The organism is Paenibacillus sp. FSL L8-0333, assembly GCF_037965665.1.
Lineage (GTDB): Bacteria > Bacillota > Bacilli > Paenibacillales > Paenibacillaceae > Paenibacillus_AQ > Paenibacillus_AQ odorifer.
In genome coordinates, this window is the sequence record NZ_CP150186.1 from 2,703,200 (window position 1) to 2,727,281 (window position 24,082).

At 43.9% G+C, this 24,082-nt stretch carries 20 protein-coding genes; 11 read left to right on the forward strand and 9 right to left on the reverse strand.

The window, feature by feature from the left end; all coding sequences use genetic code 11:
- Positions 1–133: 133 nt before the first annotated feature.
- The 3 genes from NYE72_RS11850 to NYE72_RS11860 form a co-directional block, all read right to left on the reverse strand.
- A complete protein-coding gene (locus tag NYE72_RS11850) occupies positions 134–1,396 on the reverse strand; it encodes a DNA polymerase IV (protein ID WP_076100663.1) in 1,263 nt (420 codons plus the stop codon).
- Positions 1,397–1,477: 81 nt separating this feature from the next.
- A complete protein-coding gene (locus tag NYE72_RS11855; RefSeq protein WP_036685975.1) occupies positions 1,478–2,080 on the reverse strand; it encodes a YitT family protein in 603 nt (200 codons plus the stop codon).
- A gap of 2,186 nt (positions 2,081–4,266) precedes the next feature.
- Positions 4,267–5,133, reverse strand: coding sequence for an AraC family transcriptional regulator (locus NYE72_RS11860; RefSeq protein ID WP_076104767.1), 867 nt, complete (start codon positions 5,131–5,133; stop codon positions 4,267–4,269).
- 162 nt (positions 5,134–5,295) lie between these two features.
- Between NYE72_RS11860 and NYE72_RS11865 the strand changes: the two genes are divergently transcribed.
- The 4 genes from NYE72_RS11865 (at position 5,296) to NYE72_RS11880 (ending at position 8,990) form a co-directional block, all read left to right on the forward strand.
- Complete coding sequence (locus NYE72_RS11865; RefSeq protein WP_339212071.1) at positions 5,296–7,263, forward strand: beta-L-arabinofuranosidase domain-containing protein; 1,968 nt, start codon at positions 5,296–5,298, stop codon at positions 7,261–7,263.
- A 162-nt stretch (positions 7,264–7,425) separates the two neighbouring features.
- Positions 7,426–7,923: an HIT family protein gene (locus tag NYE72_RS11870; RefSeq protein ID WP_339211816.1), complete on the forward strand. Its 498-nt coding sequence runs from the start codon at positions 7,426–7,428 to the stop codon at positions 7,921–7,923.
- An 18-nt stretch (positions 7,924–7,941) separates the two neighbouring features.
- Entirely contained in the window at positions 7,942–8,577 is a 636-nt protein-coding gene (locus tag NYE72_RS11875) for a pyridoxamine 5'-phosphate oxidase family protein (RefSeq protein WP_036685984.1), read from the forward strand.
- Between the two features lie 104 nt (positions 8,578–8,681).
- Positions 8,682–8,990 (forward strand): hypothetical protein, encoded by a 309-nt coding sequence (locus NYE72_RS11880; RefSeq protein WP_076104769.1) that lies wholly within the window; start codon positions 8,682–8,684, stop codon positions 8,988–8,990.
- 98 nt (positions 8,991–9,088) lie between these two features.
- Here the strand turns inward: NYE72_RS11880 and NYE72_RS11885 are convergent, their stop codons facing one another.
- A complete protein-coding gene (locus NYE72_RS11885; RefSeq protein ID WP_036685988.1) occupies positions 9,089–11,524 on the reverse strand; it encodes a glycosyl transferase in 2,436 nt (811 codons plus the stop codon).
- Between the two features lie 176 nt (positions 11,525–11,700).
- On the reverse strand, positions 11,701–12,756 hold the full coding sequence (locus tag NYE72_RS11890; protein WP_076220152.1) for a LacI family DNA-binding transcriptional regulator: 1,056 nt from the start codon (positions 12,754–12,756) through the stop codon (positions 11,701–11,703).
- Positions 12,757–13,044: 288 nt separating this feature from the next.
- Here NYE72_RS11890 and NYE72_RS11895 point away from each other — a divergent pair, with 288 nt between their 5' ends.
- A complete protein-coding gene (locus NYE72_RS11895) occupies positions 13,045–14,067 on the forward strand; it encodes an ABC transporter substrate-binding protein (RefSeq protein ID WP_036685992.1) in 1,023 nt (340 codons plus the stop codon).
- 121 nt (positions 14,068–14,188) lie between these two features.
- Positions 14,189–15,784: a helix-turn-helix domain-containing protein gene (locus tag NYE72_RS11900; protein WP_076273749.1), complete on the forward strand. Its 1,596-nt coding sequence runs from the start codon at positions 14,189–14,191 to the stop codon at positions 15,782–15,784.
- Between the two features lies 1 nt (position 15,785).
- Here the strand turns inward: NYE72_RS11900 and NYE72_RS11905 are convergent, their stop codons facing one another.
- Complete coding sequence (locus tag NYE72_RS11905) at positions 15,786–15,977, reverse strand: DUF6199 family natural product biosynthesis protein (protein ID WP_036685995.1); 192 nt, start codon at positions 15,975–15,977, stop codon at positions 15,786–15,788.
- Positions 15,978–16,294: 317 nt separating this feature from the next.
- Between NYE72_RS11905 and NYE72_RS11910 the strand changes: the two genes are divergently transcribed.
- On the forward strand, positions 16,295–17,191 hold the full coding sequence (locus tag NYE72_RS11910) for an SDR family oxidoreductase (RefSeq protein WP_339211818.1): 897 nt from the start codon (positions 16,295–16,297) through the stop codon (positions 17,189–17,191).
- A 257-nt stretch (positions 17,192–17,448) separates the two neighbouring features.
- Positions 17,449–17,769, forward strand: coding sequence for a hypothetical protein (locus tag NYE72_RS11915; protein ID WP_143767774.1), 321 nt, complete (start codon positions 17,449–17,451; stop codon positions 17,767–17,769).
- Here the strand turns inward: NYE72_RS11915 and NYE72_RS11920 are convergent.
- Together NYE72_RS11920 and NYE72_RS11925 are read right to left on the reverse strand one after the other, a co-directional pair.
- A complete protein-coding gene (locus tag NYE72_RS11920) occupies positions 17,759–18,436 on the reverse strand; it encodes a DUF1796 family putative cysteine peptidase (protein ID WP_038574383.1) in 678 nt (225 codons plus the stop codon). The two genes, NYE72_RS11915 and NYE72_RS11920, sit on opposite strands and share 11 nt — an antisense overlap.
- Positions 18,437–18,568: 132 nt before the next feature.
- The gene (locus tag NYE72_RS11925) at positions 18,569–18,817 is read right to left on the reverse strand and encodes a hypothetical protein (protein ID WP_038570172.1); all 249 of its coding nucleotides are present in this window, start codon (positions 18,815–18,817) and stop codon (positions 18,569–18,571) included.
- A 118-nt stretch (positions 18,818–18,935) separates the two neighbouring features.
- Between NYE72_RS11925 and NYE72_RS11930 the strand changes: the two genes are divergently transcribed.
- Positions 18,936–19,577, forward strand: a complete 642-nt coding sequence (locus tag NYE72_RS11930) for a phosphoribulokinase (RefSeq protein WP_339211819.1) — start codon at positions 18,936–18,938, stop codon at positions 19,575–19,577.
- A gap of 141 nt (positions 19,578–19,718) precedes the next feature.
- Here the strand turns inward: NYE72_RS11930 and NYE72_RS11935 are convergent, their stop codons facing one another.
- On the reverse strand, positions 19,719–22,280 hold the full coding sequence (locus NYE72_RS11935; RefSeq protein WP_339211820.1) for an Ig-like domain-containing protein: 2,562 nt from the start codon (positions 22,278–22,280) through the stop codon (positions 19,719–19,721).
- Positions 22,281–22,528: 248 nt separating this feature from the next.
- On the opposite strand from NYE72_RS11935, the gene NYE72_RS11940 reads away from it, so the two are divergent.
- Both NYE72_RS11940 and NYE72_RS11945 read left to right on the forward strand, forming a co-directional pair.
- Positions 22,529–23,320, forward strand: coding sequence for an AraC family transcriptional regulator (locus NYE72_RS11940; protein ID WP_339211821.1), 792 nt, complete (start codon positions 22,529–22,531; stop codon positions 23,318–23,320).
- Positions 23,321–23,325: 5 nt separating this feature from the next.
- Complete coding sequence (locus NYE72_RS11945) at positions 23,326–23,922, forward strand: DJ-1/PfpI family protein (protein ID WP_076224054.1); 597 nt, start codon at positions 23,326–23,328, stop codon at positions 23,920–23,922.
- Positions 23,923–24,082 lie beyond the last annotated feature (160 nt).

Genomic DNA, 24,082 nt, shown 5'->3' on the forward strand with positions numbered 1-24,082 from the left:
TTACATATCTATGTGTATATACTTATGATTGTCGCTTCATTGTGTGAAAATAACAACCTCAATATAGCATTATAAACGATATGGGATATATTTTAATATAGTTTAAGAAATAAAATGTATAAAGATGCACTGTTTATTTATAGTGCCCGCCAATTTTTCCGGATCTGTCCTTAAGTTGTCCGGCATCTGTGAACGATGCGGCGCGTCCAATGATCGATTCTCCGTATTTATTCTTCAGCGCATCAGTGGCCCGTTCGAGCTCGCGGTAGCGGGGGCGCGACTCAAATAAGGTTAGCTGATATTGGCTTTCGTCAGACAGATTGGACAGGCTTAGATGAATTCGGCGCACAGGCTGACCTTCCCAATGCTGTTTGAAAAGAGCGAGGGCGGCCTCGTATACCAGCTGGGTTGCATTCGTAGGATCGCTCATCGTAGTCTGTCTCGAGAAGCCGCTGGGGTCATCAAAGCTGGCGCCTTGGCAGCCAACAGACACGACTGCACCATGCACCTTCAGTTTGCGGCTGCGCCTGCACACCAGCTCTGAGAGCTCCAGAATGATGGTCTTGATCTCTTGCAGTGTATAGTAATCCCGTGGCAGTGTCATTTGGTGCCCGACGCTCTTGGGTGCTACTTCATAGGTAGCGGGACTTACAGGGCTATCGTCGATGCCATTGGCAATTCGCCAATACAGCTCGGCATCGATATCGCATTTTTTATGGAATTTCTCCCGCATGCGCCATTTCAGCTCGCTTAGCGGCATCTGTGCCAAATGGCCTATCGTTGTGAGGCCCATGCTTTGGAAGTGCGCAGACATGCGGCGGCCTACCATAAACAACTCACTAATGGGCAGCGGCCAAAGTACATCTGGAAGCTCTTCCTGAGTGAGGGTAAATAGACCCTCCGGGTTCTTCTTGGCCCACAGGTCGCAAGCCATTTTGGCGGTAACCTTGGAATAACCTATACCGATACGTGCGCGCACACCTGTATTTCTGCGGATCAGGTCCTGAATGGTCGTAGCGATCTGTCTTGGGCTGCCGAATAAGCCGAGGCTGCCGGTGATATCAATAAACTGCTCATCGATGGAATAAGGTTCTACGAGGTCACTGAATTTGCGTAGAATGTCCGTGATTTGGGAGGAAACATCGATATATTGCTGCATATGCGGTCTGACGACGATTACTTCGGGGCATTTCGCGAGTGCTTCCTTCAAGGTCTCGGCGGTAGTAATGCCAAAAGATTTGGCTAACGGACAAGCGGCAAGCACAATCCCGCTTCGTCTAGCTGGATCTCCGGCGACAATAAGCGGTTTGTTGCTGTATTGCGGATTAGAGGCCTTCTCCACGGAGGCGTAAAAGCTCTGACAATCGGATAACAAAATAACACGCTCTTTATTCATAGATTCACACTCTCCAGGTGAGGTAGAGATACGGTAGATGATTTTCTTATTATTATAATACGAACATATGATCGTGTATATTCATATTTTTTTCCATTTCTCTTCAGTCTCCAAGGTGCAGAGACCTGTGGCCACACCCCCAGCGATAATCGTGAGGATGGAGTGGAAGAAGGTTTCTTTGGAAATCAGGAGTCCCCCCGCGCCGATAATTATGAAATCTGTCAAAAAAATGATGAGTCCAAGATTAAGCGGGAGATACCTTTTGATATATTGAGCAAGCAGATCCGTTCCGCCTGTACTGGCTTTGAACCGCAGCATAAGCCCAAGACCCGTTCCCATTAAAAAACCGCCAATAATGGCGCTGGAAATGGAGCCGAACTCAAAATAATACAGAAAGTGGTACTGCAAAGGACCAAGAAGCTCAATGAGAAACGATGAGGTCAATAAGCCTAATATACTGTTGAAAAAGATATCGCGTTCCTTCAGCCAGGCTAACAGGAATATCGGAAAGCTGCAGAGAAGGACAGCTATACCGATTTTGGCATCGGATAAATAATTGATGATGAGGGCTATTCCTATTATTCCCCCATCTAGGATTTTATATGGGACTAGAAAAAAATTAGTTGCTGCTGCAATAAGCAAACTTCCGATCAGGATGATCGCGTATCTTAATAATGACTGCATATTTAACATCTCCACATTAAAGGCATGTCTTATAAATATGCTTGTCACTTCCAAAAAATTGCAGTGAAGCAAAAAAACTGATTTCGGGCCTAATCATGCGGACCCAGGAGACCCTATTAGGTAGATTCAAGGCATTTTTTCGAGCTAACGGACCCAGTTGCAGCTATTCCCTCAAATATGGTTCAATTGCGGGCAAATTATGGGCAATAAGAGTTATGCAGTCCGAAACTTCCGCATAATAGGTGGAAAATCACAAATAGGTGCAGTGTGGTCCGTTAAGCTCAACAGATTTAAGTAACTTCCACCCATACATCACGCTAGGCCTCACCTTAGATCTCACCCCAAAATAGCTGCAATCCGATCCGTTGCGCTCAACAGACGTTAAGTTACTCTCACCAATACATTATGCGAGATCCCACCCACAAATAGGTGCAATGCGGTCCGTTAGCTAAACAGACATTAGAGTAACTCACCGCCCAGCCTCCATGCGGACCCAGGAGCCTCTATTAGGCAGATATAAGGCATTTTTTCGAGCTAACGGACCCAGTTGCAGCTATTCCCTCAAATATGGTCCGATTGCGGGCAAATTATGGGCAATAAGAGCTATGCAGTCCGAAACTGCCGCAAAATGGGCCGAAAATCACAAATAGGTGCAATACGGTCCGATACGATCAAGATCGAGCAAAGGTAGCTGATTTCGAGACGTAGACAGCTAGGTTATGCAACAGGTAACAAATTCTGCGCACGGAGTAGCTAGGTTAAGCCATAGGTAACTAATTCCGCACGGAGTAGATAGGTTGAGTAACCGGTAGCTATTTCCGCACAGTGTAGATAGGTTAAGCCATAGGTAACTAATTCCGCACGGTGTAGATAGGTTGAGCCATAGGTAGCTAATTCCGCACGGAGTAGCTAGATTAAGCCATAGGTAGCTAATTCCGCACGGTGTAGATAGGTTGAGCCCTAGACAGCTAGTTTAAGCACTGGGCAGCACGTTTAGGAGCAAATTTGGCAGGCGGCGTTCTTTTCAGCAACTGTTCGGACTCAGTTGCTCTTATTTCCATGATTTCGCTCGTTTTGTCACACTATCGGACTCGGTTGCAGCTATTCGCTCAAATGCGCTCCTTTTCTGCGCAAATCAAGGGCAATAAGAACTATACAGTCCGAAACCTTCGCAAAATGAACCCATATGCTGAAATAGCTGCAATACGGTCCGATACGATCAAGATCGAGCAAAGGTAGCTGATTTCGAGACGTAGACAGCTAGGTTATGCAACAGGTAACAAATTCTGCGCACGGAGTAGCTAGGTTAAGCCATAGGTAGCTAATTCCGCACGGTGTAGATAGGTTGAGCTATAGGTAGCTAATTCCGCACAGTGTAGCTAGGTTGAGCCCTAGACAGCTAGTTTAAACAATGGGTAGCACGTCTAGGATCAAATTTGGCAGGCGGCGTTCTTTTCAGCAACTGTTCGGACTCAGTTGCCCTTATTTCCATGATTCCGCTCGTTTTGTCACACTAACGGACCCAGTTGCAGCTATTCCCACAAATGTAGTCCGATTCCGAGCAAATTATGAGCAATAAGAGCTATACAGTCCGAAACTGCTGCAAAATGGATCGGAAATCACAAATAGCTGCAATCCGGTCCGCAACGGGGAGTGCTATGAATGGATGATTAAGCAGACGCGTCTCCGGGGGATACAGAGAGTAGTGTGATGGCTATACGGTGAGTTACTTGCTGATAAGCTTTGGAGGGTCGAGCCGCATAATCAGCGTTGACCTATGGTAAGTATGAGTGCGCCACGCCTAGGAAGGTAAACTGGTAAAATTATTGCAAGAAGCAAGAAGCAAGAAGCAAGAAGCAAGAAGCAAGAAGCAAGAAGCAAGAAGCAAGAAGCAAGAAGCAAGAAGCAAGAAGCAAGAAGCAAGAAGTACGAAGTAAGAGCAGCAGAAGGATTTAGGACGGATCACGGGTACACAATAAATGTGCCAATCGGAGTACTGCTCCATCACAATAGTTACCTAAGTTTCTCCGAGCTAGAGGAGCATCTCGCGTCCAATTAATCCAAAGCTGATCACGTAAGCCAGCAGCACAGAAGAAAGCCAGCAGCACACAAGAGAGCTACAGCAGCGCATCGCATTAACAACGAAAACAGCACGCCTCCAATTATGAGACATGCTGTTTTTGCCGTTATCGGGAATACCGCTTGCGGAAGCGAAGCGGAGAGATTCCGATCTGCTGAGTAAAGCGACGCGAGAAGTAGGCGGTGCTCTCGAAACCGATACCTTCTGCGATCGCAGCTATAGGCATCTCTGTCTTAAGCAGAAGCAGCTTGGCCTGTTCCAAACGGTAATCCGTTAAATACTCCATCGGAGTCAGTCCATATACGCGTTTCATGCAGCGGGCAAGGTAGTTATAATGAAAATGCAGCGCATCCGCAAGAGAGGCATTGGAGAGAGGCTCCGCGTAATGATTGCGGATATAAGTCTCTGTCCTCTCGGCGATCTCTACCGCATGACTTTCTGAAGTATCATGCTGCGCTAGATCCATCATCCGCAGCATTTCTTCAAAAATCCTTTGCTGCTCCCAAACTGCACTGGAACGTCTTCCAGTGGACAGCTGTAAAAGCTTCTCAGCTTGTCCACTCCGTTTAAAGGGATCAGGAAGGGGACCAAACTGCGGGATGCGAATGGTATATGGATGAGTAAGAAACTGCCGGAAATGTGTCTCTCGGTTGATATACACGGGCTCGCCATCAGAACTTGACCAATCTGCGAGGGTATGAAAATGAATCCAAATAAACGAAGTCAGCTCCTCGCAAGACTTAACGGAATAATGATAGCGGTCAGGCAGCAGAAGCAGCGTATGCCCAGCCGCAACCTGCCATTGATTATGCTCTTCACCGATAAATAGGCAACCTTGCTCTACAATAATCAGATCAAATAAGCCGATATGGCTTCTATTTGGATGCTGCTCTCCGGGTTGATATACAGTGTGATTGCATTCCAGAAAATATGGAAAAGGCGGCGCTGCGAAATGTACATAGGAAGGACTCACGGTGTTCTACCTCTCTTTTTATCGTAGTGCGAGCTCAAATTGTCCTTGAAAATAGGAGTGTGAAATAGTACAAAAAAGGGGTTGCTTCTGATTATATTTTTTATCTATTGTACGCTCTATAATTGTAATTAGCGAGTATAAAATAAGGCTAAGGGGAAGATGATGATGAATAAAACGATCCAGGATCAGCAAGTTGTAAAAGATCAATCCGTTAGCATTAAAGATGATTTCTGGGGAAGTTATATAAAGCTGGTTCAGGATGTTGTAATCCCGTATCAATATGAGGCATTGCACGACAAAGCAGCGGGAGCTGAGCCCAGTCATGCCATTGCTAACTTTGAGATTGCTGCGGGCCGGAAAAGCGGCGAATTTTACGGCTGGGTTTTTCAAGACAGTGATGTAGCCAAGTGGCTGGAGGCCGTAGGTTATTCCTTAAGCATCAAACGTGATCCCGAGCTGGAGCGTCAAGCGGATGAAGTGATTGGCCTCGTTGGAGAAGCGCAGCAGGAAGACGGGTACTTAAATACTTATTTTACGATAAAAGAACCCGGCAAACGCTGGACCAATCTGAACGATTGCCACGAGCTGTACTGTGCTGGGCATTTCATTGAGGCAGCCGTTTCTTATTACGAGGCTACAGGCAAAAGAAAGCTGCTCGACATCATGTGCCGAATGGTTGATCATATCGATTCTGTGTTTGGTCCGGAAGAAGGAAAAATGCGGGGATATGATGGTCATCAGGAGATTGAGCTTGCGCTCGTTAAGCTGTATCGGCTCACAGGTGAGGAGCGGTATTTGAAGCTCAGCAGCTTTTTTATTAATGAGCGAGGTCAACAGCCGAATTTCTTAAAGCAACAATGGGATAATCTGGGGAGTATCAATTTTTTCACAGGTCAGAAGGAGAATTTAGATTTAAAATATTACCAAAGTCATCTTCCGGTAAGAGAACAGGAAGTGGCTGTAGGACACGCTGTACGTGCGGTCTATATGTATACTGCTATGGCTGATCTAGCCGCACTTACGGGAGATGATACCCTTCGCGAAGCATGCGAGAGACTGTGGAATAACATCACTACTAAGCAAATGTACATTACTGGCGGGATCGGATCTACGCATCGGGGTGAGGCTTTCACCTTCGATTATGATCTGCCTAACGATTCGGTGTACGCAGAGACTTGTGCATCTATTGGGTTGATCTTTTTTGCACAGCGGATGCTGAGAATATCGCCGGATGCACGTTATGCCGACGTCATGGAGCGGGCGCTTTATAACAATGTGTTGGGTTCAATGGCACAGGATGGTAAGCACTATTTTTATGTGAATCCACTGGAAGTATGGCCTAAGGCATGCAGCTGCAACCCAGATAAACATCATGTGAAGTCCGAGCGTCAAGGCTGGTTTGGCTGCGCTTGCTGTCCTCCGAATGTGGCGCGTCTGCTGACTTCGCTTAATCAATATATCTATACGACCCATGGTGATACGCTCTATACGAATTTGTATATTGGCAGTGAGCTGACAACAAAGCTGGGTGGAACAGATGTTGCGATTCAGCAAGAGAGTAACTATCCATGGGAAGGTACAGTCTCGTTGAAGATTAATCCTGCAGCGGAAGCCCAGTTTGGGATTGCCTTGCGGATTCCATCTTGGAGCCAAGGAATGGAGATCAGAGTCAACGGTGAAGTAATGAATACTGCTGAGAACATCGAGCAGGGATACCTCGTTATCCGGAGACTGTGGAGAGCAGGAGATGTAATCGAAGTGCATGACCCTATGGAGACACATCGTATCTACGCACATCCGAATTTGCGTGCAGATGCTCAAAAAGTAACGATTCAGCGTGGACCTCTTGTGTATTGCCTTGAAAGTATAGATAATGGTGAGCCTTTAAGCTCAATTTCTTTAAAAGAAGGCAGTGAACTTACTGCGGCTTTTGATGAGACATTGCTCGGCGGCGCTGTTGTTGTCGAGGCAGAGGGGCTGCGTGTAGATAAAGCGGGCTGGAGTGGTGGACTTTACAGTAGAGTAAAAGCACCAGTTCAAACCGTTCAGGTTAAGGCGATTCCATATTACTTATGGGGAAATCGCGGCAGTGGTGAAATGAAGGTATGGATTCCGGAAGCCAGCGTTTAAGTTATCGGTAGACATAGATCTCGGGAATGACTGTGTTTTATCAGTATTTTCCAAGGGGGACAGCTGTAATTTACAGCCTGTCCTTTTCTTTTTGCAAAAAGGAGAACACACGCGAAATGGCGAAATTAGAAGAAACATAGAAAATTCTTAAATCCTATAAAAGTGGAGGCGGGCTATATTTATAATCATGCTCCAGAGGGTTATACTTGTCCCTTTTGTTTGTTGGTTTCGGGCATTGAAAATGAACATGTGCGTTCTAAGCAAGCGGATATTATTTATAAAGATCATTACATAACGGCTTTTATTGCTTCTCATTGGTATCCGAATAATGAAGGGCATGTTCTAATCATCCCTAATCAGCATATCGAGAACATTTATACATTGGATGTTGAAATTTCAAACCGGATACATGAGCTGGAGATTGAAGTTGCTAGAGGACTTAAAGAAGTTTATAAATGTGATGGCGTTTCTTCTAGACAACATAATGAGCCGGATGGCAGCCAAGATGTATGGCATTATCATTTACATGTGTTTCCAAGATATCATGCGGATAATCTGTATGGCACTTATGGGAAGTTATCGGATGAGACAGCAAGAAAAAATTTCGCCCAATTATTAAGCGGATATTTGAGCAAAAATAAGAACATTGGGGCTTATTAAGTTGAGAGGGGGAGAAGTATGAAGCCAAACTTTTTCGAAAAAGTTATAGAGTCAGAAGAAGAGTTAAGGTCTTTATTTGGGTACCCAAGCGAATTAGTTAACAACAAAACCATAACTTTTATAGATCATCATTGCCGTGATTATATCTCAAAATCCCCGATGCTTTTTATGGCTACAAGCGGTTCGTCCGGTGCTTGTGATGTCTCTCCGCGCGGGGACGCAGAAGGTTTTGTTCACGTGTTGGATGATAAACATTTAGTGATCCCTGAACGCCCTGGGAACAGACGGTTTGATTCTTTGCGGAATATACTTGAGAACCCAAAAGTCGGTTTGATATTCATCATTCCCGGACTTGAAGAAACATTAAGAATAAATGGGCACGCGAGTATAGTTAAGGATGAAGAAATATTGAAACCTATGGAAGCGCATGGTAAAGTCCCGGTCATTGGAATAGGCGTGGAAGTTGAAGAATGTTATATGCATTGTGCAAAAGCCTTTAAGCGGTCACATTTGTGGGATGACGATTATTGGCTTGCGAAAGAAGTATTGCCTAATCCATCAAAAATACTGGCGCAACATGCCCGCAAACTTGGAGTTACTCCAGAGGATATCTCGAAATCACTAAAAGAAAGCTATGAAAAACGGCTATATTAACATTTTCGACTTAGAAATGGAATGGGATTTGCCCTTCATTGTATGCTATATTTGATCTGGATAAGGCAACTGATCATTTTACAGATAATATTGGAGGCATCACAATGAGTAAACGTTATCGAATGACAAGAGCAATGCAGAATGATGGAGATTCAGCACCAACCCTATCTTTAGAAGAGTGTAAGCAATATTTCGCATCCAAACCTGATTTCACCTATACATCAGTTTTTACAGTAACAGGTGCCACTACCATGTCGATTGAGGGAGATTTCTTTATGTGGAGCTATGGTGATACAACAATCCCATTTAGACATTATCAGGGCGATATTTATGTTTCTGGCGCCAATGAAGCCGTGATTCCTAGAATGCTTGAGGTTGCGAGTGATTTAAGAGCAGATATTGTGGAAGGGTAAAAAAAGATGCCCCCTGAATCCTTCAGGGGGCATCTACTGTTAATTTTAGATCCGCTCCGCTCAATCGTTCAAACGAACGGTTGAGCGGATTTTTTATATTAACCCAGTTCTACAACTACTTGGTGTACAGCACCGTCTCCAACAGGAGTGATGATGTTACCTTCTACAGCTGCGCCATCCAAGGTAAGACTAGCTACACCTTTGGATACATGGTTCGGGTTCTTGATTTGAATCACATAAGTATCTCCACGGAAGACACGGGTGATTTCAAAGCTGTCCCACTCTGTAGGAATACAAGGATCGATCTTCAGACCATTGAAGTCCGCTTGAATACCAAGGATAGATTGTGTAATCGCTACATAGTTCCAAGCAGCAGTACCAGTCAACCAGGAGTTTTTAGCTTCCCCGTGGCGAACGGCATCTTTACCTGCGATCATTTGCGAGTATACATAAGGTTCAGTACGGTGAATTTCGCTGATATCCTCCAAGTAAGCAGGAGCAATTTTAGCGTAAATTTCAAACGCTCTGTCGCCATGTCCAAGTACAGTTTCAGCGATCATGATCCAAGGGTTATTGTGGCAGAAAATACCAGCATTTTCTTTGTAGCCCGGAGGGTACGTAGAAATTTCACCCAGGTTCAGATAGTACTTGGAATATGGTGGCTGTTGCAATACGATACCGTATTTAGTATCCAAATGCTCTTGCACGGAAGTCAGAGCTTTTTCAGCTTGACCATCTTCCACACCGATACCGGCCATAACACAGATACCTTGTGGTTCGATGAAAATCTTACCTTCTTCGTTTTCTTTGGAACCGATCTTGTCGCCATAGTGGTCATAAGCGCGCAGGAACCAGTCACCATCGAAACCGTGAGTCAGTGTGATTTCACGCATGTTGTCAATCTTAGCTTCTGCATCCGTAGCTACATCATTAAGTCCGCGCATCCGGCAGATTTCTGCATAGTCCGGTCCAACGAAGACGAACAGACCCGCGATAAATACGGATTCCGCTACGCGACCTTCGATGTTGGCAGTAGTTTGGAAAGATTCGCCCGGCTCTGTAGAGAAGCAGTTCAGGTTCAAGCAGTCATTCCAGTCTGCACGACCGATCAGCGGCAAGCCGTGAGGTCCGAGATTGTTAGTTACATGCTCGAAGGAGCGTTTCAAGTGCTCAAACAGAGTAGCCGTGTTATCCGGATTGCTGTCAAAAGGAACCTGCTCATCGAGAATCGAAGTATCGCCAGTTTCTTTGATGTAAGCAGCTGTGCCAAGGATCAACCAAAGCGGGTCATCATTAAAGCCGGTACCGACTTCATTGTTACCTTTTTTAGTGAGTGGTTGGTATTGGTGATAGGCACTGCCGTCTTCAAATTGTGTAGCGGCAATATCGAGAATACGTTCTTTAGCACGTTCAGGGATTTGGTGCACAAATCCGAGCAAGTCTTGGTTAGAATCCCGGAAGCCCATACCACGGCCAATACCGGATTCAAAGTAAGAAGCGGAGCGGGACATGTTGAAGGTAACCATACATTGATATGGATTCCAGATGTTAACCATACGGTTCAACTTGTCGTCGCCACTTTGGATTTGATATTTGGACAACAGGTTATCCCAGTGTGCAGCCAGTGCAGCCAAAGCGGCGTCCACTTGAGCGTCTGTAGCAAATTGCTCGATCATAGCCTCTGCTGGTTTTTTGTTGATTACGTTCAGAGATTCCCATTTGTCTTCTTCTGGGTTTTCAATGTAACCAAGGACAAAGATGAAGCTTTGCTCTTCGCCTGGCTCCAGAGTAATGTTCAGGGCGTGCGATCCGATAGGGGACCAGCCGCTCGCTACGGAGTTAGTTGGTTCACCTGCAGCAACAGCTTGCGGGCTTTCCAGACCATTGTACATCCCTACGAAAGCTTCGCGGTCAGTATCAAAGCCGGCGATTTCTTTGTTAACAGAGTAGAAAGCGTAGTGGTTTCTGCGCTCACGGTATTCTGTTTTGTGATAGATAACAGAACCCTTCACTTCAACCTCACCAGTGCTGAGATTGCGTTGGAAGTTAGTCATATCATCTTGTGCATTCCAAAGACAGAATTCTGCAAAAGAGAATAGCTTAACGGATTTCTTCGCGGAACCCGTGTTTTTCACTACAAGACGATGTACCTCAGCATTATGACCCATAGGTACAAAAGCAAGCTGGTTTACAGAGATGCCGTTGCGTTCACCAGTAATGGAAGTGTAGCCAAGACCGTGACGGCATTCGTAGAAGTCCAGATCACGTTTTACTGGCATCCAGCCTGGAGTCCAGAAATCACCATCATCATAAAGATAGTAGTAACGGCCGCCAGCATCCATTGGGATATTGTTGTAACGGTAACGGGTCAATCTTCTGAGACGAGCGTCTCTATAGAAGGTATAGCCACCAGCAGTATTAGAAATAAGTCCGAAAAATTGTTCATTACCAAGGTAGTTAATCCAAGGGTAAGGTGTTTTTGGTGTGTTAATTACATACTCTTTACGAGTGTCGTCAAAGGTACCGAATTTCATGTGAGAAAGTCTCCTTTCGATTGTGAACGCGCGTTTATAAGTTTCAGGAAAAATTCCCTCGAGGGAAGGGATTCTTTCCGTTGTTTCTAAAAGATAGTATTAGGCAGTGATTTCGAGAACCAATGATAGCAGCTTCACAGAAAAATATGTATTCTTCAGTGAATGATGAATCTGTGCTACTTCTTCGGCGGTTGACAGGAATCTCTCTCCACTAAACGAGCTGGAAAGCTGATCGTGCTGAAAGTCGGCTGCTGCGAATCACACAGCTCGATTACTTTTTCCACTGCAGCCTTGGACATTTCATAAATCGGCAAGCGTACAGAGGTCAGCTTAGGCTGAATACGGGATGCCAGCTGAATGTCATCAAAACCAGCAATGGAGATATCCTCAGGGACAATGATTCCGTGTTCGGAGAACGCTTCCATCGCTGAAATAGCCATGTCATCGTTGGAAGAGAAGAAGGCAGTCGGCAAAGGTTCATCAGAAGCAAGCAGCTTCTTGACCTCTTCATAAGCCGTCTCTTTCAGAAAATCACCCTTTAGGATAAACTTCTCATTCATAGGCAGACCATGTTTTTTTAGCGTATCCTCATAGGCCGTGTAGCGTTCTCGACCAGAGTACGTATTCATTTGCCCGCAGATGATGCCGATCTCTTGATGGCCTAGGGAGATTAAATGTTCAATCACTTCTGTGGTGCCCTCGTAATCTTTGGAGTTCACAATGGCCAAATGATTGCGGTCAAGATGCTCCGACATAATCTCTGAGATATCATAATCAATCAGTACTAGCGGAGAATCGAGTCCCACCATTTCGCGGACGATATTAATATCCTTCTGAGTGCCGACAATTATACCACCGTCAATCCGTTTTTGCAGAAAAGCTTGTTTTACCTTCAGAAAATCGTCCGGAGAGTATACCGTATGAATCAGAACGTAACATCCGCGGGCATTCGACGTGTCGACTACGGCATCGACGAATGGTGCAAAGTAATTGTTCTGATAAATTCGGGTAGTGTTCTCTTTCTCGTTCATACTGATGGCGAACAATCCGATGGTATCGGTTTTCTTACCGGCCAGAGCCCGTGCAAAGCTGTTCGGTTCGTACTGATGTTGCTCAATCACCCGCAGCACTTTAGCCCGGGTTTCTTCAGGAACATTGGAATAGTTGTTGATCACGCGGGATACCGTACTTCGGGAAACCCCGGCCAACTTAGCAATATCTTCGCTGCGCATGTTTCCCCTCTTTTCATAAACGCGCGTTTATGAGTTTATTGTAAGCGAAAGCATCGTATAAATCAATCGTAAAAAAAGAAATTTTGCGATCAAGTTAATAAAGGGTGACCTATTTTAAATAGAAGAAGAATCCTACCAAATAATGATAGAGCAGAATAACTAGAAATAGTTTGTATAAGTTTTTTGCGGAGAAAGTGCATTGAAAGCTATGAAAGTCATGCTACTATTGTGATAAAGGTTATTGAGAATGATAATCAATGACAATAAAGCATAGGAGTGAAGGGATCAATGGCAAGATGGGGTCAGAAGTTTTTGTGGGCAGCGGTACTTATAATGGCAATCACCGCGCTGGCAGCATGCGGAACGAATAACAATACTGCGAAAGAAAACGTTGCTAAGACAGAGAATGCAGAGGAATCTACCTCAGCGAGCACTAGCGCACCAACTGAAGGAAGTGGAAATGCCGCAGAAGAGGGTGCAACCCGGACGATTGCCGGGGAATTCGGGGATGTTGAAATTCCAGTTAAACCGCAACGGGTAGCCGGGATCTATGTAGAAGATTATTTGAAGGCATTGGGCATTACCCCGGTGGTTCAGTGGTATCATCCAAGCTGGGGAAAACAGGATTATTTAAATCTGGATGTGCCAGAATTCGATATCACGGGTAGCGTGGAGGCATTATTGGAAAAAGACCCCGATTTGATTATTGTGGACGGAGGCGCTGATGCGGCGAGGTATGAACTATATTCCAAGATAGCACCAACTTATCGTCTACCTGAGTCGGTGTTGCAAGACTCAAGACAAATGCTTACAGCTATTGCAGATGCCCTTGGTATTCCGGAGAAGGCGGAATCCGTCCTTGCAGCGTATGATCAGAAGGTGGCAGAGGGGAAAGCTAAGCTGCAACAGGCCCTGGGTCAGGAAAAAGTAGCGGTGATCCGGCTTAACGTAGCGGATAAAACCTTTGCTCTATTCGGTGTTAAAAACCGCTATACCGGTGTGATTTATGATCAATTTGGGCTGACACCCGTGCCTATGGCGGCAGAAATGACCGAATATCAATCTGTTATTTCTGAAGAGCTTATTCCTCAGCTCGACGCGGATCATATTATTGTGTTCCCTGATAATGGGGGCTGGGATACTGAAGGGAATCAGGAAGCGATTCAAATACTTGAGGGTCCATTGTGGAAGAGTCTGCCTGCGGTGAAGAACGGGAATGTCTATAGAATGGAACGTTCCCACTGGCAGTCCGGTGCCATCACAGCCAATTCGATGAAGCTTGATGACTTGCTGAAAGCTATGGTGAAATAAAACGGTAGCCGTCGTAAGGAATAGCATAAAGAAGGTCTATCAGCATAGTTGATAGACCTTCTTTTTTATTCTAAACTATAGTAAAGTGAATGAAAATGGTTCTCAATTGGAGGGCGCTAGAATGGCAGAAGATTTACAAGACAGCAATAAAAAGAGGCTATTCTATAGCTTGATTAACATAGAAGCCCAATCCTTATCGGTGAACGGACAGACCTTAGTGTTTCAAGATCATACCCTGATCATTGTATCGGAAGGACAGGGATGGTTAGAAGCCGAGGAGAAGCGTTTTCCCCTGGAAAAAGGTGTTGGGTTCTTGTTCGAACCGGGGCTTATAAGCAGAATCAATGCCGAGGAGCGAGGACTTAGCTTTTATAGGCTTACTTTTGAAGTAATCGAAACCGGGGGAAGTAAGCAGAGTGGAATGGAAAAGGGGACTAGAGAAGGAATTCTCCGGTCTGGTCCGCTAAGCTGCAGACCTTTTTCACAATGTGCACTACTGCTTGAGGCTATCTATCATAGTCGCAGAAGTACGGAAGAGATTGAATGGTTCGCAGGCCATACCCGCTTTCAAGAGTTACTGCTGCTGATCATGCGGGCAAATTCCTCTGTCATCCAGATGAAAGGAGCCCATGAGGCGGTGCAGCGTTCCATCCGCTATATGCAGGAACATTATAATCACGCCATAACCGTCGATCAATTGGCTGAAGTGGCAGGCGTTACACGTACACGCTACACACAGATTTTTAAAGAAGTGACAGGGCGGATTCCCTTAGAGCATTTGAACGGACTTCGTATTGAAAGGGCCCAGCAGCAGTTGCTGCTTACGAATGACCGTATGCATGATATCGCGTTATCCGTAGGATATAGCAATGAGTATTATTTTAACCGGCGTTTCAAAAGATCGGTGGGCGTTACGCCCGGCCAATACAGAAGCTTCCATCAGGAAGGGCTGCGGGTGTTCGCTCCTTTTCTGGAAGACTATCTGCTGGCTCTGGATATTACACCGGTGGCGCAATATTCTCATGCTCAGTGGGGGAAGCAGGAGTATCTGTCCCTCAACGATGTGCCTGCGGTTGATATTTCAACTGGCGATTGGCAGGAGCTCTCCCAGTACATGCCCGAACTGATCCTGCTGGATGATGGCTTTCAGCGTTGGCACCTGGATGAGTGCAGCCAAATTGCTCCGTTGTTCAAGCTGCCTTTTCATCAGGAGGATTGGCGTGCCACGTTATTTTCTGCAGCAGCCGTCTTTGGCAGAACGGACCGTGTCCAGGAAGTGATCGGCAATTATGAGCATCGGGCGCAGCAAGCTAAACGAGTGCTAAACCGTTCTGTCCAAGGGCAGACTGTAGCATGCTTAAGAATATCTTCCTACGGAATCAATCTCTATGGATGCGGGCAATTGGGTTATACAGGTAGCGTACTCCATCATGATTTAGGTTTGCAGCCCCATGAATTGGTTCCGAAGTTGACCCGTGGACAGAAGCGGGTGAGCCTAACAAGAGAAGAGCTTGCGAGCCTGACTGCAGATCATTTGTTCATTACCTTTGATCGACAGGAAGGAGAAGGACGGGAACTGCTGGATACACCGCTTTGGCGCAGTCTGCCCGCTGTGCGTAGTCGCTGTGTATATGAGGTGGATTTTATGGCCTGGATGAATTACGGGGTATTGTCGCATCAGCGCAAGATTGAAGATGTGCTAAGAGCGTTAGGGTAAGTCAGAAACTAGTCCAGATAAAAACGAGGATAATAAGTGCCACTATACTGCTGAGGCGAGTCATTAATAAATAGGCATCACTGGGCTCTACATCGCCTTTCATCATCCAGCCATAGCGCATGTACCATCCCAAATGAGGAAAGAAGATATTAAGCAATGCTAACAGTACAAAGAGGAATATAAAAATGCCCATGATTTATCACTCCTTTATCTAATGTATACGCCATACTATACGGAGCGTTCCCCAATTTATAAGTGAGTTTCCATATATTATTTAAGCATACGCACGCGGTACGAGTCAGTGCAAGGCAGGTCAGAGGAGATTTAAGCCTGAGAAATATTGTAAGGGATACCCTAGCCACCTTGACAGGTGGTTGGGGTATTTTTGTGGCACTATTCAAGGCTGTGTTATCGAAGGCGAATGTTTAGAGGCGTGCTTGTTGTGTTTACATAACAAAGAGTTCGGAAAATATAAAAATGTATTTCTAAAAATAAAGGAGGAATTGATCGATGTCTAACCAATATACGATGCAAGATCCTACCACTCAGTACACTAAGGCTGGACCGGAATTTCAGCAGCAACAAGCGGAGCCGGGTCTGCAGAAGAAAATGAATCCAGTACCTGATACAGGAGAAGATACCTATAAAGGAACCGGGCGTCTGACCGGACGTAAAGCGTTAGTTACGGGAGCGGACAGTGGTATAGGTCGTGCTGTTGCTATTGCTTTTGCTCGCGAGGGGGCAGATGTTGTTCTATCTTATATGCCTGAGGAAGAGGAAGATGCAAAGCAGGTGCTCAAGCTAGTGCAGGAAGCGGGTCGTACTGCAATCGCCATTCCAGGTGATCTGAAGGATGAAGCATACTGTGAACAACTCGTCGATACTACGGTTAAGGAGCTAGGTGGAATTGATATTTTAGCCAATATCGCGGGCAAACAGCAATTCGTCCCAGACATCGCTGATCTCACTACGAAGCATTTTGACGATACATTTAAGACGAACGTGTATGCCATGTTCTGGCTGTGCAAAGCTGCAGTGAAGCATATGCAACCGGGCAGCACCATTATTAACACTTCTTCTATTCAAGCTTATAATCCCTCGCCGATCCTTTTGGACTACGCGACTACCAAGGCGGCTATTAATACATTCAGTAAGTCTCTCGCTCAGCAAGTAGCTGATAAGGGAATTCGCGTCAATGTAGTGGCGCCAGGTCCTGTATGGACACCTCTTCAAGTTGTGGGTGGGCAACCGGAGGAAGTGCTGAAGGAGTTCGGGTCGAGCACACCACTAGGTCGTCCGGGACAGCCTGCGGAGATGGCTCCGGCATATGTATTCCTGGCTAGCCAGGAATCTAGCTATATCAGTGGCGAAACACTGAATGCGAACGGCGGAACACCAACTCCATAAACCGCTCAGCGGAATGTTGATATTGTAAATACGGCGAAGTATCCAAAAGTACCCTGCTAATTTTAGCTTTGGGTGCTTTTGTTTTTATATATAGAAAGGAGTATTATAGAATTCGAGACTTTTTCTCCCATTATTTTCATAGAATATGATCTATACTGATCAAGATTGTCGAATACATAGGTTTCCTGCGATTACCCAAGAAATAATTTGAACGGCTCTAAGTTTTAGGGGAGACCACAGAAAGAATTAGGAGATGTATGATGCGAAAAAAGAAACTAGCAATCCTCACCATTTGCTGTGTCTTATTCATGGCGTGTTTTCAATCGGGATCTGTCCTTGCGGATAAAGGAAACGGAACAGTAGTAGATAGTGGAACCAAGGAAAGGCTGATGGAGAAGTATGATCTTGTAGAGCCTGAACCCGCAAATCCAGCAGCGCATGGGAGTCAATACGATTTTGGAATTAGTAACCCTATTTCTTTATTGGTCAGCATCAGTAGGCTGTATTTGTATCCATATGTTTTTGCAGCACAGGAAATAATTAATCATTTGATCGATCAAAGCGAAATTAGTTATTAGTTACTTGTATGTCCTTCAAAATATAATCCCAGCTATCATAATCGTTCATATCCTCAGGAACTTCTAACACACAAATATTATTAATATTCCAACTTAATTCTTGTACCGAGGTTGCTTCACGAACGGGATTAAGAATAAGAATAATAAATTCGTTCGGTTTTAATAAACCAGATAAAATCGATTGTAGCTCTACAGCCTGTTCATATGAGGCGGACCATCTAATGAATAAAGTTTTTTTACTGGTGATTAACTTGTCCCAAAATCTATTAATTCGTAATTCCAGCTTCGCTTTATACGAAGGATAGGTTGTAGACCAGTGTTTACCTTGGTGGATTGGAAAATCATGAACGGAGATAATGTTATATAAAGTATCCTGAATAAAATAGGATTTCACTAATGCATTTTTGTTCCAATTAGGATAGACTGGTATTCCATCCTCCAGAAAAAAATGTGTTTCATCAAGGATTTGCAGATTTATTAATTCCATGAAATTTTGAAATCTATTCTTATACAGTCTATTTACATCAGCCAATGAATAAGAAACCATCCAGTCGAGTGGCATGGAGAATTTCCTCAAGCTATTTCTTTGCAGATTTATAGCAGGAGCACAAGACATCCCTAAGCTTACTATTAAATCATAGCTTTTTTTCACAGCTTGTAATTTCATGGACGCACCCATTTTCAATCAGATTCAATTCCTAATAAATTATATACACCATTTTCTAGGAATGATTGGACTTTAAGTGTAATGAGATACACAGAAAAAAGAGAGCAGCAATTTCACTGCCCCCTAAACCTATTAGTTACGTTGTAACAAAATATATCCGCTAATGTTTGAAGTCTTTTTACGAAAGACTACTTTAAAACCTACATCGTTGTCTAATAAGCAAGCCAAAGCGGTGTTAAGCAATCCATTGGGTCTCAAGCTAGGTCTGCAAGGCACGGCATTTCCAATAACACGGGCGGCAATAATCCTACGTGCTGATCCAGCAACCAAAGGATTTCTGCTCCAACTGATCAATACTAAATCAGGCTGACGAGTAGCCATGGAATATCTACCCCTTTCTATTAAGTTTCTTTATATAAAATGCACCATAGATTTTAATGTGCTAAACCATAGCGGAGTAAGGAATACATAGGATCGAGTAGGGAGAGGGGCGAATAATATGGACAAGGTGTTACATAAGATAGCTAATTTGATTAGCGGTGAGGCTAATAGAATCATCATTGGGATTTCGGGTCATGGTGCATCTGGAAAAACAACATTTGCTCATAATCTTTTAAAGCTTTTGCAGCAGGATGATGTGAATTATATTAATACAGACCCCTATATTGTTGAATCTAGTCTTAGAAAATACACTTCTATCGACTATGAATATAAGAATGAACATTACCACGATAAAGTGACAGCTTGTCATCCTGCTGCTCATTATATATCTGCTTTAGAGAGAGATATTCATATGTTGAGGGATGGGTTGGATTTTTACACCATTGGCACGGACTATACAAAAAGTATGTTCATATCTTCACAAAACAAGATAAATATTGTAGAAGGCATGAGCGTTGCTTTTACTGACCCAAATTTGTATGATCTGAAAATCTACTTATATACGGATGGAGAAACCGAGTTGGTGAGAAGGAGTATACGTGATGTTTCTGAAAGAGGAACGGATATAAATTATTTAAGAAAATCCCATGAACAGCGTAGGATGCAATATGAGTTGTTTATGCATTCTTATCATCATAAATTTGATATCGTTTTAAAAAACTCCAATGAAGAGTATGTTCTTGAAAAGGGAAAGTTGTAAAGTCAACTTCATTCTCGTGGAGTAAAAACAGTGAACAGCGAATCAGGCAATATATTGTGTTGGTCCAGTCGGATATCAATAAAAACACGGAAGCCGCTTTACTGGCTTCCGTGTTTTTGGAACTGTGTAGATGAACAGACGCTATTTATTTACCGCTGAGTCACCTATTGGAGTGAATGTATTCTCCACAGTAATGTTAGAGAACTTAGCATAGTTCAGTTGCTCAATCTTATTGGCAACATCATTACTGTCAACGGCAAATCCGACATATACCGAACCATCCATAGCAATAGTTCGCTCGCCAATTAACTTCCAGTCTTTTCCGTCCGTTGATCCGTAAGCATAAAAAACATCTCCCTTACGGCCAAGTTTGAGCCAATACCCTTGCTCCACACCATTTATTTTGAACGGAATATCTGGAACAAGTTGAATGCCAGCTTTTTCAGCAGCTGATACGCTGTCTAAAGTTTCAGTTAATTCATCAAATCCTCCGCCCTTAATGTTTCTGCCCGTCAGATAAGATGACCAGCTGGTTTCTTTGGACAACTTCACATAGGAGATACCAAGGGCCGCCGCGGCACTGTCTTTATTCAAGTCATCGCGGATCATTAGCCCGGTGAAGGCATGGTTGTCAACGGCCCCGATTTCTTCGAGCTTCGCGGTAAATTCCATATCTCCGTTCATTTCTTTATACACGAAGTGGAAGTCATCTTTGGTTGCATTGTTCGCTTCAGAACGTTCTGTGCCACCTTCACTTTTTCCAAGCTTTCCGTTGCCTTTAACGGTAAGCACATCATTTGTCATACTTCCGGAACCCTTAATGTACGGATCACCGATATCTGCTGTAGTCCAACTCTTTCCAGCCAGGGAAGAGGTAGCGGTATTGACATGAATGTTAGCAGCTGTGGTCTGCGTCTCATTTCCTTGGGTATCGGTCACTCTTGCAGAGATATAGTATGAAGCATCCGTTAAATTCTTGAGGGTATACGTATATGTGTTGCCTTTTTTGACTGCTTCCCCAAGATATTTAGAGCCATTATATACAGCAACTTTTTTTATTTTGTTTCCGGATTTAGGGGAAGCGTTAATTTTAACTTCGACCTCTTTCCCGGTAACAAATTGTGCATTGTTTTCTGGCGCCAAAAGCTTAGCAGCGGGGTTGTCGGCGACGTGTTTCATATCAACTAGACCGTTAATATAAAGCTCAAGCCAGGTGTAATCATTTTTAGTAACCGTTTTGTATGCATCCTTGATGCCCCAGATTTTATTTTTCTTTTCCCACTTGTCGTCTATTCCGTTTTGATTAGTGTCAAATTGCTTATCATATTGTGCCTCGATGAAGCCAAAGTCTGAAATGTAACCCCCGACTTCATGTTCAGTGTTGATATATCTTCCCGAGTTCTGCTCGACTTCTGCCACAATTCTTGCATCGATCGCATCGCGACGTGGATAGGTAGCTCCGGCTTGTTGCAGAATGCTTTTTAATAGTGATTCATTTGCTTGCTTTACGCCGGTCTTAACATAATTATCAAATGCTTTATTGGTAATACCATGGTTAACTCCAGTACTGTCCGCGGAAAGATATGGTGTGGCTGCAAGGGTCGTCTTTTGTTCACCACTCTGTACACCGGAAAATTTCACATAATCTGAAGAATCATTCAGTAAGCCTGTGAGCTTGCCGTTAATTCTGTTTCCAGCGATGTAGAAACCGCCCAGCTTGGTAGCTTCACCGGCATCAATGACTCTGTTAGTTACATTATCTCTTGTACCTGGACCGGCAATTTCGATATTGTTCATAAAGTTAGTAAAAGTAAAACCTCCGCCATAAGTGCCGTTAAAGCCCCAATTGTAAATTACATTGTTCGAGAACTGAACAACCGCCACATGATCAGCATCTGCAGCACCTGCGTAACCGCCGCCTAGTCTTGGGTTTCGCGAGGTATGGTTCGCATACAGATTGTGATGGAATGTTGTTTTGTCTCCGCCTGAAATACCACCGTAGCCATGTCTTCCTTTGGAATGCCCGGATAGAGTCAGACTTTCGGAAATAATGGACCACTGGATCGTGCCATTTTCGCCTCTATATAAAGATAGAGTTTCATCTGTGTTCCAACTGAAGGAACAATGGTCAATGAGGAAGTAGTTGTTGTCTCTCCCCCAAAGCGCATCCATTGAATCGCTGCCATTATACACATTAGTGGCACCCGGACGGAAAGAGGTGTAGCGTATGATGATATTCTCTGAATTGCTGATATTGGTATCCCAACCTGCAATGGTAATTCCGTTGCCTGGAGCGGTTTGCCCAGCGATGGTCAGGTTTTTAATATTATTGAGACTTAACGTGCTCTTCAGTTCAATCGTTCCGGAAACATGAAAAACAATTGTACGACCCTCTTTAGGAGTAGATAAAATCCCATAGCGAAGGGAGCCTGCAATCGGTTTGTCTTTTACAGCGTAATCTTCAAGGGTAGTTACGATGTATACATCGCCTCCTCGACCACCGCTCGTATAGGCGCCGCCACCTTCCGCGCCAGGAAAAGCAAGAATAGAGGCACCCGCAAAACTTTTGTCTCCGTCTGTCTGCCCTGAAGTTGCAAGTGTGTGACCTCCTAAAAATGAAAACGCTACCGAAAAACTCAATAAGACACCCATAACCTTACCTGATTTTTTACTCTTCCATTTCATCTTTTTGACGTATAACATGGATACAGTCTTATCGCTGAATGCTGTTCCTGTTATACTTCCTCCTCTCAGTGAAATGTTACTGGTCTGCGACAAGCAGCTTACTGGTAATACTTTAAAACTTTTAGGGCGTATTTACCTGCCAAAAAAATCTTTTTTTGTGCCAACTATTGCTCTTTGGTTCTTGCGCAAACGAACAAATTCATATTATGTTCTTAGTATTACAGCAGCTATAGTGCTTGGCATTCCATGACGATAGGGAGAAAAACATGAATATTAAATATCAGCATCGTGACCAGGCGTTTCACTCCTTTATTTCTACCAATAACACTTATCCTCTTCATCTACACAAAAATGTAGAGATAACAATGGTTTTGTCCGGCAAAATCAATATCAACATCAATGGAAAAGAGTATGATTTGTCTGAAGGAGACATAGCGATTATTTTTTCCAATCAACCTCACAGCTACAAAACCATAGAGAAAAGCCAGATCCTGCTGTTCTTTTTTGACGCCACGTTTCCGGGGGATTTTGCGGGGGATTTGCTTAATCGTGTTCCGGATAACCCTATAGTTTCGAAACAAAAGGTGCTTCAAGATCTGCTGGCAACCTTGTATAAACTATATAAAGAACAATGTGATGTTCGTCTGCTCAAGGCTTATACCTCTGTAGTATTAGGGCACGCTCTGCCGTTACTGCTAATGAAAAAAGTAGACTACAAAAAAGAAATGGATCTCGTCCCCAAAATCCTTGCTTACATCGACATGCATTTTTTAGATCACATAAATCTGGATACGCTTTCAAGAGAGCTTGGCATTAGTAAATTTATCATTTCCCGAATCTTTTCTGAGCAGTTTCATATTTCATTTCGTGATTACATCAATGGCCAACGGGTAGCCTTTGCTCATATGCTGCTGTTATCCACTACCCATCCGGTCACGGATATTGCGTTTGATTCCGGATTCAACAGTTTGCGCTCTTTCTATCGTGTTTTTAAAAATGAATACGGGATAACCCCCAATGAATTTCGCCGAAAAGTATCGAAGGAGTGTGTAGAATGAAAATGCTGAAGATGGCTTATATTCTATTTGACGGGATGACTACGTTAGATTTTGTTGGTTTTTACGATGCGGTTACCCGGATGGGAGTTCTAAAGGCGATAGAAAATGTATCGTGGGATTTTTGTTCCAACAAGGAAGAAGTCACGGATGATCGAGGATTGACGTTGAAAATAAACCAGGTTTCCCCTGATCTGTCAGCCTATGATTTGATATTTATCCCTGGAGGGTTATCCACTCGACAACTTAGATTCGATACTGATTTTATAACATGGATTCAGACTGCTCGAGAGGTTGATTACAAGGTGTCAGTGTGTACAGGGGCTTTGATTTTGGGAGCTGCCGGTTTCTTAAATCAGAAGAAGGCGACTACCAACCCTTCTGCATATGAACTATTAGCACCTTATTGTTCCGAAGTAGTTAAGGAACGGTTCGTAAGGGATGGAAATGTTTTTACTGGGGGAGGAGTAGCAGCTTCAATTGATCTGGGTTTATATTTCATAGAATCGCTTACTAATGAAAATGTAGTTCGAGAAATTCAAGAGAAGATGGATTACCCATATTACAAGACAATTAACCCTTCCAAAGGGAGACCATACCTATAAAAGATGGGAATTAATGATATAATATCCAAAGTGAAATAATTAAGGTGATGAATAGAGGCGTAAGTATGTTGGACACAAACTGCCAGTTTTTCCTTTTCTATTTATTTCGATAAAAAGTCAAAAGGAAAAGTATAAACTTGAAGTACTAGATGATAGTGTA

Bases quoted from the DNA above. Each gene is read 5' to 3' on its own strand.
- NYE72_RS11850 (WP_076100663.1), bottom strand. From the start codon at position 1,396: ATGAATAAAGAGCGTGTTATTTTGTTATCCGATTGTCAGAGCTTTTAC.
- NYE72_RS11855 (WP_036685975.1), bottom strand. From the start codon at position 2,080: ATGCAGTCATTATTAAGATACGCGATCATCCTGATCGGAAGTTTGCTT.
- NYE72_RS11865 (WP_339212071.1), top strand. From the start codon at position 5,296: ATGATGAATAAAACGATCCAGGATCAGCAAGTTGTAAAAGATCAATCC.
- NYE72_RS11875 (WP_036685984.1), top strand. From the start codon at position 7,942: ATGAAGCCAAACTTTTTCGAAAAAGTTATAGAGTCAGAAGAAGAGTTA.
- NYE72_RS11880 (WP_076104769.1), top strand. From the start codon at position 8,682: ATGAGTAAACGTTATCGAATGACAAGAGCAATGCAGAATGATGGAGAT.
- NYE72_RS11885 (WP_036685988.1), bottom strand. From the start codon at position 11,524: ATGAAATTCGGTACCTTTGACGACACTCGTAAAGAGTATGTAATTAAC.
- NYE72_RS11890 (WP_076220152.1), bottom strand. From the start codon at position 12,756: ATGCGCAGCGAAGATATTGCTAAGTTGGCCGGGGTTTCCCGAAGTACG.
- NYE72_RS11895 (WP_036685992.1), top strand. From the start codon at position 13,045: ATGGCAAGATGGGGTCAGAAGTTTTTGTGGGCAGCGGTACTTATAATG.
- NYE72_RS11900 (WP_076273749.1), top strand. From the start codon at position 14,189: ATGGCAGAAGATTTACAAGACAGCAATAAAAAGAGGCTATTCTATAGC.
- NYE72_RS11905 (WP_036685995.1), bottom strand. From the start codon at position 15,977: ATGGGCATTTTTATATTCCTCTTTGTACTGTTAGCATTGCTTAATATC.
- NYE72_RS11910 (WP_339211818.1), top strand. From the start codon at position 16,295: ATGTCTAACCAATATACGATGCAAGATCCTACCACTCAGTACACTAAG.
- NYE72_RS11915 (WP_143767774.1), top strand. From the start codon at position 17,449: ATGATGCGAAAAAAGAAACTAGCAATCCTCACCATTTGCTGTGTCTTA.
- NYE72_RS11920 (WP_038574383.1), bottom strand. From the start codon at position 18,436: ATGAAATTACAAGCTGTGAAAAAAAGCTATGATTTAATAGTAAGCTTA.
- NYE72_RS11925 (WP_038570172.1), bottom strand. From the start codon at position 18,817: ATGGCTACTCGTCAGCCTGATTTAGTATTGATCAGTTGGAGCAGAAAT.
- NYE72_RS11930 (WP_339211819.1), top strand. From the start codon at position 18,936: ATGGACAAGGTGTTACATAAGATAGCTAATTTGATTAGCGGTGAGGCT.
- NYE72_RS11935 (WP_339211820.1), bottom strand. From the start codon at position 22,280: ATGTTATACGTCAAAAAGATGAAATGGAAGAGTAAAAAATCAGGTAAG.
- NYE72_RS11940 (WP_339211821.1), top strand. From the start codon at position 22,529: ATGAATATTAAATATCAGCATCGTGACCAGGCGTTTCACTCCTTTATT.